We start from the raw sequence: 12,447 nt of genomic DNA, 5'->3' as shown, positions 1-12,447 counted from the left end.
AACAACAATAGCTAAAACAAGCCGATTGTAACCGGCTTATTTGCCATGCTCAAATTTAAACTCTAATTAACAAGGAGAAAAGTAAAATTAATTTGCTTTTCTACTTGACTTTTGTTAGCAGGTTTTTTTGCTTATTTACGATAAAGTTATCTTAAAAGAAGGGATAGGCAATGAAAAAATCACTTAAAATTTTTATAATAATATTTATAAGCATCATTGGTCTAATTGCGATTTTCAACCTAGCTTTAAATATACTTAGGGAAAATTCTCAGCTTAAAGACCTAAAAGAAATAGGAGATAGGTTGTCTTCTTATAAGTTAGAATATTATAGTGAGCGTGGCTTTGGAAATGATAGGGAGGATGTATATTCCTTTAGCCTAAAAGATGCAGATGATATAAAAGATTTTAAGGAAGTTAATGAATTTTTTGAAAAACGCTATGAAAATCTCACTGACCTTATAAAAAGAGAAAATCCTGACCACCATATCCTCAATGACCTTGAGAAATTTAGGCAAAATTACGATATTTATTATATGGACCTAGATCTAATGAGTGAAGAAAAATTATATTTTTATTCTCCAAAGACTAATAAGGGCTTCCTAATTATTTTCACTATCTAGACTTTGATAAGCATAATGTGATAAGATTAGTAATAAGGAGAATATATGAAAAAGATTTTAAAACTAAGTCTACTAATACTGGGACTTTTTATAAGTTTTGGGACAAGGGCCTTTGCAGATGAAAATACTTTAAAAAATGACATTTACGATGCAATATATAAAAACATTGATGGAAAGCTTACTTATGACATAAATATAAAATCAATCGGTGGAGAAAGTGATGTTGATATAAGGATGTCAAATGCTGATACGCCTTATCTTCCATCAGCATCGACTATAAAAATTTTCATAGGTCTTGCCATGAGAGATGCCATATATGATGGAGATTTTTCTTATACTGATGATATAAAAGAAGACCTTGACCTAGCCTTAAGAAATTCAGATAATGATGCAACAAACCGCCTCATAGAAAAATTAGGTTTTGATAGGATAAATAGAGCGATTTTTAAATATACTTTGTCAGATAAAACTAGGCTTAATAGGCTAATGCTTGGCCAAGGAGATGAAAATATAACAAACTCTAAGGACCTAACTAAGGGACTCATTGAAATTTATAAGTCAAATGATGAAATATCTAAAGATATGATAAAATCAATGGAAGATTCATCATCAAAAAGAGTAAAGCTTTTAAAAGATATAAATCCAAGCTTATATTGCCTAAACAAAACAGGCGAGCTAAAAAATATTGAAAATGACTTAGCCCTTATAAATACTGTCAAATCTAGCTTTATCATAAGCCTGTTGACAGAAGATAGGGCAAATCTTGGTCGTGATATGCAAATAAAGCTCATAAATAACTTAGGTTTAGAAATAACAGAGGCCTTCGTTAATTATGATAAGGATATGACTCTTCTTAAGGAGCATAAAGAAAGAGCAGAGATTTCTAGGATGGATACGACAGAGAAGAAACTTGCCTATGCAATTTATAAAAATCAGATAAGTTATGATGCAGCAAGCCTTTTATTAAAGACAAATTCTGTTGATAATATTAGAGAAAATTTAGAAAGATCAAACAAGAAATCAGAATATTTAGTAATAAGAGCAAGTGATAGCCTCGCCAAGCTTACAAAAAATAAAATAGAAAGTAAGGATGATAGGACCCTTAACCTCATAAGACTTATTTATACAGACAAGGAAGATATTAGCCAAATAAATACCAGCCTTGCCTTAGCCTTTTATAACAACAACAGGAGCCTAGAAGCTGCAAAGACTCTTCTAGAAAAATCTCCAAGGGCAAGTCTTGATATTAGGTCAAAGTTATTGGCTAATATCAAAAACTCAGAAGAAATGGTAGAAAAAGCCAAAAAAATCCTATAGAAAAGAAATAAACATGATATTAATTGCAGATGATACGATAAGAGTAGATAAGTATATATCCGACGAACTTGATGAAATACCAAGGGAGAAGATAAAAGACTTTATCAAGGATAAGCTTATACTAGTAAATGAAAATCAAATAAAACCATCTTTCAAGCTAAAAGAGGGCGATGAAATCTTTATCGACGATAGCCTATTTGAAGTACCTGAATTAATAGCAGAAGACATCCCCCTAGATGTGGTCTATGAAAATGATGACTTTGCAGTCATTAATAAGCAAAAAAATCTCATAGTCCATCCGGCAGGATCAATTGTGACTGGAACCCTTGTAAACGCCTTGCTTTTTAAGTATGGCTATGAAAACCTCTCCCACATAGGTGGCGAAGATAGGCCAGGCATTGTTCACAGGCTTGATAAGGATACGACTGGACTTATGGTAATTGCCAAAAATAACGACTCCTACCGCTACCTTAAAAATCTTTTCGAGACTAGAAAGGTCAGAAAGGAATATTTGGCTATAGTCTTTGGCAATTTTAGGGAAAAATCAGCCAGGATAGAAAATTTTATGGGCAGAGACCCCCACAATAGGAGAAAGATGGCGGTTTTAAATTTAGGGAGAAAAGCCATATCTGAATATGAGGTCCTAAGCGAAGTCGAGGGATTTTCCCTAGTTAGGGTTCATATAATAACAGGCAGGACCCATCAAATAAGGGTCCATATGACAGATATCAACCATCCCCTCCTAGGAGATCCAGTCTATGGCAATTTCAAGCACAAATTTAACCTAGACCATCCACTTCTTCACTGCACCTACCTTGCCTTTGAAGATAAAAATGGAGAAAAATTAGAATTTAAGCAAAGGCCACCAGAAGAATTTATGAAGTATCTAAATATTTTAGGCCTTGATGAAGAGAAGATAAAAGTTGAGTGAAAGCTCAGCTTTTTTAAATGCTTAAAAGTCTTAAATTTTATGATATAATTATATAAGACAGGGGGTTAATATGTATTCAAAAACTAATACAACTTCACTAATTGGCCTTGAAGGGAGATTGGTGGAGGTTGAAAGCGATATAACAAGCGGCTTGCCAAAATTTAATATAGTCGGCCTGCCAGATTCATCGATAAATGAAGCCAAGGATAGGGTCAGGGTTGCCCTAATAAATTCCGGCTACAAATTTCCAGCTGGAAGGATTACCATAAATTTATCACCAGCTGACTTAAAAAAGGAAGGCACACAACTAGATTTGCCTATTGCCATTTCCCTCCTAAGCTCTATGGGCATCATTGAAAGGATAAATGATGACCTTATCTTTCTTGGAGAACTTTCTCTAGATGGGAGAATTATGCCAATTAGGGGAGCTCTTGCCATGGTTATTTCTATGAGAGAAAAGGGCTTTAATAAATTTATAATTCCTTACGAAAATAAGGATGAATGTGCCATTATCTCTGATATAGAAGTCTATCCTTTTATGAAGTTAGAAGAAATTGTCGGCTTTCTAAATGGAGATATTAGCAAAAGTCCCTATAAGATAAATCCAGCCCTGCTTGAAGATAAGGTATCCTATGACTATGATTTTAAGGATCTTAAGGGCCAGGAAAATCTCAAACGTGCCCTCCAAATAGCAGCTGCTGGAGGCCATAACCTACTCATGATAGGAGCTCCAGGATCTGGAAAGACCTTCTCAGCCAAGCATTTACCAACAATTCTTCCAGATATGAGCTTTGAAGAAAGGGTGGAGGTTACAAAAATTTATTCTATAATGGGACTTCTTGATAGCGGTCATCTTGTAAATGAAAGACCTTTTAGGGCACCCCACCACTCATCAAGCCAGGTAGCCCTCATAGGTGGCGGCCATTCGGTGCCAAAGCCTGGTGAGATAACCCTAGCCCATAGGGGAGTTTTGTTTTTGGATGAGTTTCCAGAATACCAGAAAAATGTTATCGAAGCTTTGAGAGAACCCCTAGAAAACAAGGAAATAAACGTGGCCCGCGCCCAGGCTAGTGTCAAATATCCTTCAGATTTTATCCTAATTGCAGCCATGAACCCATGTCCATGCGGCAATTATGGCAATCCACTTAAGGAATGCACTTGCTCCATCAATGAGATTAGAAGATATTTAAATAAGATTTCTTCCCCAATCTTAGATAGGATCGACATCCACATAGAGATAAAACCTGTCAAATACGATGATCTAAGGGGAGATACTAAGTCCAAATCATCAGCTGAGTTAAAAAGTGAGGTGGTAAGGGCAAGGGAAATTCAAAGTGCTCGATACAAGGACGAAAAAATAAAGACCAACGCCCTGCTTTCAACCAGACAGATGAAAAAATATATCAAACTAAGTCCAGACGTTGAAAAAATCGGTCAAGTGGCCTTTAACAAATATAATTTTTCGGTAAGAAGCTATAACAAAATTCTTAAGATGGCTAGAACAATAGCAGATCTTGAAGCAAGCCCAGAAATCACCCAAAAGCACCTCTTAGAAGCCATTAGATACAGGTCCTTGGATGATAAGTATTGGAGCGTATAATGCCTGACCAAAGAAAGATTTTATCCGATATAGATGGCTTTATCAACGATTTATTAAGCCATGCTATAAGGGAAAATGCATCTGATATCCATATCCAACAAGAAGAAACTTATGGCAAGATTAGATTAAGGATAGATGGGATTTTGTTTGATATAATGAGGATTAATAAGACAAATGCCGAAATGCTTATATCAAAAATAAAAGTGGAAGCCAAGATGGATATTTCAGAAAAACGTCTCCCACAAGATGGGGCATTAAAGCTAGAGAATTTTGAAAACATCGACTTTAGGATATCAACCCTTGCCACAGTCAATGGTGAAAAGTTAGTCCTAAGAATCCTTTCCTTAGAAAGATTTAAAAATAGGGCAAGGCTTCTAGGCTTTTCTGATAATTCTAAGGAAAAATTACAAAAGGCAATTAGTAAAAAAAGCGGCATGGTCCTAATAAGCGGGCCAACAGGCTCAGGCAAGTCCACCTCCCTCTACGGCCTACTAGAAAGCCTAAATACAGAGGAAGTAAACATAGTTTCAATTGAAGACCCAGTTGAATATAAGATAGAAAATATAAATCAAATATCAGTAAAGGAAAAAATCGGCTTAACCTATCCCAAAATTTTGAGAGCTATCCTCCGCCAAGATCCGGACATAATAATGATAGGCGAGATAAGAGATAAGGAGACAGCAGCCATAGCTATAAGGGCGGCCATAACTGGTCATTTAGTCGTGAGCACAACTCACACGACTGATGCCCTCTCAGCCTTAGTAAGACTAAAAGACTTAGGAGTAGAGGAATTTCTCATAAGATCGGCCATAAATGCACTGGCCAGCCAAAGGCTAGTCAGAAAATTATGCACCTGCAAAAAATCCGACACCATGACAGACTTCGAATATGAACTAGTAAGCAAATACCTAAGGGTGGATAGAAATAAAAAAATCTACAGACCTGTAGGCTGCCTAAAATGCAAAAAAGGCTATATAGAACGCCAGGCAGTAGAAGAAGTAATCCTAATAGATGATGAATTCAAAGAAATACTTAAAAACTACGGCCTAGAATCAAAGGAACTAAAGGATAAGCTAAAAAAAGAAAAGTTTAGACCTATGATAACAAATGGCCTAATCCAAGTAATGGAAGGTGATACTTCTTTTGAGGAAGTGTTATCCGTCCTTGATTATTGAGGGAAAATATGAAAAAATTAAAAATAATTATGGGCCTTTTGGCTTCAATAATAATAGGAATTTCCCTATCTTTCTTATTAAGAAGTAAAGAAATTCATTTTGATTATGAAGTTGATGCTAAATATTATTCTAAAGACCAAAGTCCTTTTGAAAATGACTTTGATTATGCTTTTGACACCTTAGAAAACTACTATGCCCTTTTTTATAGAAATGGAACCTATGATTTTTTGGAAAGGCGAAGTGACTATAAGAAAGAAATAGAAAACATAAGTACCGATAGGGAATTTTTTGACAGGATGAATAAGATTTTAGAAGACTTGGGTGATGGTCATACCAATCTATTAGATAGTGAAGAATCTTATGACATGAAAGCGACCTTTGTCTTATCCAATAAGGAGGCAGAAGGAAAAGTAAATGTTGATTTGATAAATTATTTGTTTGGGACAAAAATATCACGTTTCTTCGATAAAGTTTTTAAAGAATCTAGGGCTGCTACAAAAAATCTAATTACCCAAGACATAAATAAGGACATAGCCTACTTAAAAATTAGGGCAATGATTGACCCAGGTACAGCTGATTTTGAGGAGGATTTGGAGCTTTTGAAAACTTACTTAAAAAAATCAAAAAATAAAAAGGCTTTAATTATTGATCTTAGAGGCAATGGTGGGGGCAATTCTGCTTATACAGATAGCTATTTGTATCCGATGATTTTAGGGAAAAGAGATTTTAAAGATAGCCATGAGTATATCCTATTTAGGTCAGATGAGGTCTTTAAGTATGATCCCCAATATCCGGAATTAAAGGATTCCATAAAGAAAATTAAGGAGTCAGATTTTAAATATTTAGAAGATAATATTCCTTTTCTTAAGAAAGATAAGAAGATGATAGATAATATCAGAAAAAATTACACCCACATAATCTTTAATCCGGGTCTTGAAAATGCTGGCGAATTTGGAGATGAATATAAATTTAATGGCAATCTCTATCTTTTGATAGATGAAGATGTTTATTCATCAGGCCAAATAGCAGCCCACTTTTTTAGGGATAATAAGCTAGGAACAATTATAGGGGAAAAGACAGGAGGAGATGGTATAGGGACAACACCAGCCATGGTAAAACTCCCAAACACTAAATACATCCTAAGATTCTCCCACGAGCTTGGCTTTAGGGAAACAGAATCGATGGAAGAATCAACCTACACCATCCCAGATATAGATATTCCTAAAAAAGATCAATCAGAAATTCCTTCTAATGATGGGTGCGTCAAAAAAGTGATAGAAATAGAAGCTCAAAAAAATTAGCCCACAAAATTAAAATAGTCTGTGGGCTTTTTTTACTTTATGGCAAAAATTTCCTTGTACCTATCCTCAGCACCCAGCTTACTTGTTTGAAATTTGTTTATTTCAAGATTTGACCTTGTAAGGATATTCATAAAATCTATATACTTATCTTCTGCCATATTTATTTCAAGAATACTTCTTTCAGGATTTTCCACAAATTTGAATTTTTCATTCCTTTCCAAGATGTTTTTAAAGACTGTAAGATTTTCATGATTTTTAAATCCTAACAATACTTTTAATTTCTTAAAATCATTAATATTTTCATAAATAAGTCCACCATCTTTTATAAAGAGGATATCATTTGTAACCTGGTCTATTTCTAGTAGAGAGTGTGATGATATTATTAGGGTCTTACCATTTTTATGAAGGTCTGTAATAATATGTCTTGTTTTTAGGATGCTTGTAGGGTCTAGGCCATTAAGAGGTTCATCCATTATAATAAGGTCAGCATCCGGCATTATAGCCATGGCAAGGAGGAGGTGTTGTTTCATACCTAGAGAATAGGAGGCAACTTGCTTGTCGATATAAGAGCCAATATCTAAAAAATCAATCACATAGGAAATTCTATTTTCATCAAGCTTATGGCTTTCTTTTATAAATTTCAGATGGTCAAGACCAGTCAGATAGGGATATAGTATCGTATTATCTTTAAGGATTGACATTTTTTGAAAAACATCAGGCTTTTTATTGGAAATGCCAAAAATATTTATCTTCCCCTTATATGGTATAAGGTTTCCTATACAATTTATGAGGGTAGACTTACCTGCGCCATTTGGACCTACTAGGCCTAGGATTGTAGGCTTTTCTAAATCAAAAGAAATGTTTTTTAAAACCTTGTTTTTGCCATAAGATTTTTCTAAATTTTTAATAGATAGGATCATAAACCCTCCTTTACAAATCCTAATACGTTAGTATAGTAATAATATATCGTATTATTATCTTTTGTCAATATTTATCTCGTAGATAGGTCTATGCCCTACACAATTAGGAGAGATTATGAATAAAATAAGAAAAATAATAATGATTGTACTAATGTTTGCATTATTACCTTTAGTAAATGTTAATGCTGAAACTGAAGTTAAAAAAGATACAGAATTTACAACAGGTTATAAAGCTGAAAAAGCTTATAGGTCAAAAATAGTTAGAGCAATGACACGTATGGCTCCTGATAAAGTCTATTATAAAAAACTTGAAGGAAACTATCTTTATGAAGGCTGGCTTTACTATGAAAGCTTTATTGGTATAGAGGAGAGCAGTGGATTAGGGTTATTTGTATATGGCGGCTATGTAAATGCTTACCCAAAGAATGATGTAATGAATTTGACCGTTGATAGATAGTTAGATTAAGGGCATAGACTTTTCTAATATAGGAAGGAAAAATTATGAAATTTGAATTTAAAAAGCTAATAAAAAATAAAATTTTCCTTATTTTTATCCTTGCTAGTCTTATCTTTGCCCTTTTTATCTCTTTTATCAAAAAAGCAGATATTGATTATTTTTTAATTGACGGTTTGGAAGATGTGAATGTACTTGACAGGGTATTAGAAAAGGATAATAATCTTTGCTTTAAACTTTCTGATACCTATCCACCCACTACGGTTTGGCAAGGAGTGACAGATGATTTTAATAAAGATTACCAAAAGATTGTTGGCCAAATTGATTATGATGAAATGGTTCTTTCAAGTGATGAATATCTAGGGGAAAATCCTCCTATTATGAGAGCATCATTTTTCGAGGATATCTTAAATTTTATTGATAAGTATAAGCTTAAGACAAGCCCTCTAAATGAGCAAAGATTAATATTCTTAAGGGATTTTTATAAAAATATTGAAAATAAAGACTTAAGTCCAGATTCATTTATAAAAAATATAAGAAAGTCAAGTCAAAATATTTTTTATTCTAATATCAAAATATATTTCGGCTTAGTTCCTGTCCTGTTAATAAGCCTATTTGTAGGTGCAAGCCTTAGTAGGGATTATGAAAATGGTCAGGCCTTTTTAAAATTAACTTCTATCAAGAAAAGGATTTGGATTTTGCTTGATAAGCTTAGCTTAGGACTTTTTCTAGCTTTTATATATTTTCTTACAATTGTACTAACATCATTTTTAATAGGTAAAATCAAGGGGGATTATGATTGGATTTTTACCTTACCAATAGGAAGTTTTGGGGAAAATCAAAACCAGGTTGTTTTTGCTGGATTTCTATGGAAAACTTTTCTTATCTTTATGGCAAGAGTGTTTTTCTTTAGTAGTGCCTTTATAAGCCTGGGACTCATTTTTAAAAATACCAATATTTTCCTAGAAACTGCGGTATTTATTAGTGGAATTTTGGGTGCTTTGACTGAATTTGCTGAAAAATTACAGAATATCTATAATCCATTTTATTTTTCCTATTATGATTTTATTCTCGGCAGCAAAAAATTAATGGGGAATATAAAAGGAAGGGTCGATTTTTCTTACCAAAGCCCAAGTTTTAAATTAAGCCTTATAGGAATTTATCTAATTTTCGGGATATTATTTTTGATAATTGCTTATGGTTTTATAAAATTTGCTAAGGGAAAGATTGGTAGAAACAAAATTAAAAAAGAAAGAATAAAGGTTAAGGATTTACTTTCTTTTGAAAAACTTAAAATAAAATCTTTTAGCAAAAATACAGGCCTAAGCTTCACTCTTATCGCACTTATATTACTAATTTTCTCTATAAATCTAAGGTCAAAAATGACAAGCAAAGATTTTTATGCTTATAAAAATACCTTTATGAAGATTGCCATGATAAGAGATGGGGCAAATTTTATTGAAAACTCTAATACAAGTGATAAAGGTGAGGATCCCAACATAGCTTCTAAGGCAGAGGCCTATATGGATAAGCTTAATGACTTGGATAAGCTAAAGGAAGCTTCTGATTCGGAAAATTTTTATAAAATTTTGTCAAAAGCTAGCTTATTTGCTGAAAGTCTTGGTGATGAATTAAACCCAAATCTTACTGATGAGCACTTTAAGGTTTCTGAGGGAAATTTGATAAATGGAAAGATATCTGAGTTTTCAAAACAAGCCAGCCATAGTTTCAGAAAAGAGCTAATAAGTAGAGATATCAAGCCTATGAATTTAATTTATGATAGGAGCCTCACTTATTATGATAAGTTAAAAGATAAAAGGGTTTTGGATGCTGCTATAAAGGCTCAGATACCTAAGGATACTTCTTCCTTTATCTTATTTTTAAAGCTTATAAATGAATATAAACTTCCTATCCTTCTTATAATGATATGCGTATTTATCTATGGAGGGGCTTATAAGTATGAATTTATAAATGAAAATTCCTATGATTTATTAAGGACCCAGCCTCTTGATTTAAGAAAAGTCTATGATAAAAAGTTTCTAGCAAGCCTTTCTTTTTGCCTTAAATTTTTACTAGTGACAAGCCTTGTGATTGTAATTATGGGGATTTTGAATGACCCTAGGAAAACTTTAAATTTTCCTATTTTAAAATATTTAGGAAGGGTAGCTAATCCAAATCTTGCCATAGACTATTCAAAGGATTTTACCTATATTTCTCTTGGTAGATACCTATTAGATACGATGATCTTAAGCCTATCTTTGCTAATGTTTTTGCTAAGTCTTGTTCAATTGCTAAGCCTTATTGTTAAAGATATGTTTAAAACCTATATAGCCCTAGCTTTTATAATTTTTGTGATGTTTTTAATTTTATACTTGTTTAGGTCCTATTCATATTTAAATCCTCTAACTTATTTCTTAGCTGAAGAAATTGTTGATGGCAGCCTAAGTGTAAAATATGGTATAATTCATTTTGATAGCTATATAGGATCGATTTACCTTATTTTGTTGGGAGTTTTAATCTATGTAATAGGAAGGAAATTAGCAAGGATAATTTGATAATAAGTTGGCAGCTTTTATATAAGGCTGCCCTTATTTTTTATAGAAAATTAGCCAGTCTTTGAGTATAATGTCTAAAGAAATTTAAGAGAGGACTTATGACTGAATTAAAAATACCATCCCATCTTGCTATCATTCTTGATGGCAATGGAAGATGGGCTAAGAAACAAAATAGGCCTAGGACCTTCGGCCATAAGGAAGGTGCGGAAAATGTGATTAGGATTGCAAGGTCTGCCAAGAAGTTTGGCATTAAGACTTTGACTCTTTATGCATTTTCTACAGAAAATTGGAAAAGACCCGCTAGTGAGGTCGGATTTTTGATGGATTTGCTTATTAAATTTGTAAAATCCAAACTTGATGAACTTATTGCAGAAGATTGTAAGCTTAATTTCTTGGGAGATATTTCTAAGCTTCCAGAAAAAACAAGAGAAGCTTGCCTTTATGCCTTGGATAAAACCAAGGATAACAAGTCTCTGCTTATAAATATTGCCCTTAATTATGGGGGTAGGGATGAGCTTGTCCATGCATTTAGAGAAATTATGGCCAAGGGATATGGTCCTGATGATATTACAGAAGAGATGATTTCTGATAATTTATATACATCAGGTCAATCTGACCCAGACCTTTTGATTAGACCTGGCGGTGAGCTTAGGCTTTCTAATTTTCTAATCTATCAGATGGCTTATACAGAGCTTTATTTTACAGATGTTTTGTGGCCAGATTTTACTGAGGATGATTTAAGGGAGGCAATCCTTGAATTTACTAGAAGAGATAGAAGATATGGTGGCTTATGATTAAGTTTTTAAACAGGGCCTTTGGTGGTGCTGTAATTTTAACACTTTTGATTTTAATAACTTATTTGGGCAGGATTCCCCTTGCTCTTGGGGTGGCAGCTTTTTCTTATATAGCCCTTCATGAGATGGATAAGGCCCTTAGTAAAATTAAACTTCGCCTACCTATGAAGTGCCTTTATTTTACAAATGGAATAATCATGCTTGCTGCCTTTATAAATAATTCTGATATTTATATAGCTTCGATTGTGGTTTCGGTTTTGTATTTATTTATGTACATCATCCTAACTGGCCACTACAGCCTTTATGATGGCTTTGCTGCAGCCTTTGTCATGCTCTATGTATCATTTTTGATCTCTCACATCCTAAGGATAAAGAATGTGTCCTATGTGTGGATGCTATATATTACAGCTTGGGGATCTGATACCTTTGCCTATCTTGTTGGCAGCATATTTGGTAAACACAAGATGGAATGGATGGCTCACATTAGCCCAAATAAGACTATTGAAGGGTCAATTGGAGGAATTGTTGGAGCTACGATTTTAAATATTGTCTATTGCCATGAATTTGGCCTTGACACTTATGTTAGAGAGATAGTTATTTTTACAATTATTGCTGCGATTATGTCACAAATAGGGGACTTGATTGCATCTTATATTAAAAGACAAACTGGAATTAAAGATTTTGGTAACCTAATACCAGGCCATGGTGGCATCCTTGATAGGTTTGATTCTATCATGTTTATTGCCCCTGTCCTTTATCTTTTTTCTAGGATTTAAGGAG

The 12,447-nt window shown here is 33.5% G+C and carries 11 protein-coding genes; 10 read left to right on the top strand and 1 reads right to left on the bottom strand.

What is annotated here, in order from left to right; genetic code table 11:
* Positions 1-170: 170 nt before the first annotated feature.
* The 6 genes from NH286_RS06290 (at position 171) to NH286_RS06265 (ending at position 6,944) form a co-directional block, all read left to right on the top strand.
* A complete protein-coding gene (locus NH286_RS06290) occupies positions 171-620 on the top strand; it encodes a hypothetical protein (protein WP_106459924.1) in 450 nt (149 codons plus the stop codon).
* Positions 621-665: 45 nt separating this feature from the next.
* Positions 666-1,937, top strand: coding sequence for a serine hydrolase (locus tag NH286_RS06285; protein WP_265237659.1), 1,272 nt, complete (start codon positions 666-668; stop codon positions 1,935-1,937).
* A 13-nt stretch (positions 1,938-1,950) separates the two neighbouring features.
* Positions 1,951-2,868 (top strand): RluA family pseudouridine synthase, encoded by a 918-nt coding sequence (locus NH286_RS06280; RefSeq protein WP_265237657.1) that lies wholly within the window; start codon positions 1,951-1,953, stop codon positions 2,866-2,868.
* A gap of 70 nt (positions 2,869-2,938) precedes the next feature.
* Complete coding sequence (locus tag NH286_RS06275; protein ID WP_265237655.1) at positions 2,939-4,468, top strand: YifB family Mg chelatase-like AAA ATPase; 1,530 nt, start codon at positions 2,939-2,941, stop codon at positions 4,466-4,468.
* Positions 4,468-5,643, top strand: a complete 1,176-nt coding sequence (locus NH286_RS06270) for a GspE/PulE family protein (RefSeq protein ID WP_265213029.1) — start codon at positions 4,468-4,470, stop codon at positions 5,641-5,643. The genes NH286_RS06275 and NH286_RS06270 overlap by 1 nt, the downstream gene beginning before the upstream one ends.
* A gap of 8 nt (positions 5,644-5,651) precedes the next feature.
* Positions 5,652-6,944, top strand: a complete 1,293-nt coding sequence (locus NH286_RS06265) for a S41 family peptidase (protein WP_265237653.1) — start codon at positions 5,652-5,654, stop codon at positions 6,942-6,944.
* Between the two features lie 32 nt (positions 6,945-6,976).
* Here NH286_RS06265 and NH286_RS06260 read toward each other — a convergent pair whose 3' ends face one another.
* Positions 6,977-7,864 carry an ABC transporter ATP-binding protein gene (locus NH286_RS06260; protein WP_265237651.1) on the bottom strand — a complete coding sequence of 296 codons (888 nt, stop codon included), beginning with the start codon at positions 7,862-7,864 and terminating at the stop codon, positions 6,977-6,979.
* Positions 7,865-7,979: 115 nt separating this feature from the next.
* Between NH286_RS06260 and NH286_RS06255 the strand changes: the two genes are divergently transcribed.
* From NH286_RS06255 to NH286_RS06240, 4 genes are all read left to right on the top strand, one after another.
* On the top strand, positions 7,980-8,321 hold the full coding sequence (locus NH286_RS06255; protein ID WP_106459931.1) for a hypothetical protein: 342 nt from the start codon (positions 7,980-7,982) through the stop codon (positions 8,319-8,321).
* 44 nt (positions 8,322-8,365) lie between these two features.
* Positions 8,366-10,873: a hypothetical protein gene (locus NH286_RS06250; RefSeq protein ID WP_265237648.1), complete on the top strand. Its 2,508-nt coding sequence runs from the start codon at positions 8,366-8,368 to the stop codon at positions 10,871-10,873.
* 98 nt (positions 10,874-10,971) lie between these two features.
* Positions 10,972-11,667 (top strand): isoprenyl transferase, encoded by a 696-nt coding sequence (locus NH286_RS06245; RefSeq protein ID WP_265237646.1) that lies wholly within the window; start codon positions 10,972-10,974, stop codon positions 11,665-11,667.
* Positions 11,664-12,443 carry a phosphatidate cytidylyltransferase gene (locus tag NH286_RS06240; RefSeq protein ID WP_265237644.1) on the top strand — a complete coding sequence of 260 codons (780 nt, stop codon included), beginning with the start codon at positions 11,664-11,666 and terminating at the stop codon, positions 12,441-12,443. Before NH286_RS06245 ends, NH286_RS06240 begins: the two co-directional genes overlap by 4 nt.
* The last annotated feature ends 4 nt before the right edge of the window (positions 12,444-12,447 follow it).

Origin of the sequence: Anaerococcus sp. NML200574 (assembly GCF_026131665.1) — a bacterium.
GTDB lineage: Bacteria > Bacillota > Clostridia > Tissierellales > Peptoniphilaceae > Anaerococcus > Anaerococcus kampingae.
The sequence above is the reverse complement of the archived record's forward strand: the minus strand, read 5'-3'. Positions and strand labels throughout refer to the sequence as shown.

Bases quoted from the DNA above. Each gene is read 5' to 3' on its own strand.
- NH286_RS06290 (WP_106459924.1), top strand. From the start codon at position 171: ATGAAAAAATCACTTAAAATTTTTATAATAATATTTATAAGCATCATT.
- NH286_RS06285 (WP_265237659.1), top strand. From the start codon at position 666: ATGAAAAAGATTTTAAAACTAAGTCTACTAATACTGGGACTTTTTATA.
- NH286_RS06280 (WP_265237657.1), top strand. From the start codon at position 1,951: ATGATATTAATTGCAGATGATACGATAAGAGTAGATAAGTATATATCC.
- NH286_RS06275 (WP_265237655.1), top strand. From the start codon at position 2,939: ATGTATTCAAAAACTAATACAACTTCACTAATTGGCCTTGAAGGGAGA.
- NH286_RS06270 (WP_265213029.1), top strand. From the start codon at position 4,468: ATGCCTGACCAAAGAAAGATTTTATCCGATATAGATGGCTTTATCAAC.
- NH286_RS06265 (WP_265237653.1), top strand. From the start codon at position 5,652: ATGAAAAAATTAAAAATAATTATGGGCCTTTTGGCTTCAATAATAATA.
- NH286_RS06260 (WP_265237651.1), bottom strand. From the start codon at position 7,864: ATGATCCTATCTATTAAAAATTTAGAAAAATCTTATGGCAAAAACAAG.
- NH286_RS06255 (WP_106459931.1), top strand. From the start codon at position 7,980: ATGAATAAAATAAGAAAAATAATAATGATTGTACTAATGTTTGCATTA.
- NH286_RS06250 (WP_265237648.1), top strand. From the start codon at position 8,366: ATGAAATTTGAATTTAAAAAGCTAATAAAAAATAAAATTTTCCTTATT.
- NH286_RS06245 (WP_265237646.1), top strand. From the start codon at position 10,972: ATGACTGAATTAAAAATACCATCCCATCTTGCTATCATTCTTGATGGC.
- NH286_RS06240 (WP_265237644.1), top strand. From the start codon at position 11,664: ATGATTAAGTTTTTAAACAGGGCCTTTGGTGGTGCTGTAATTTTAACA.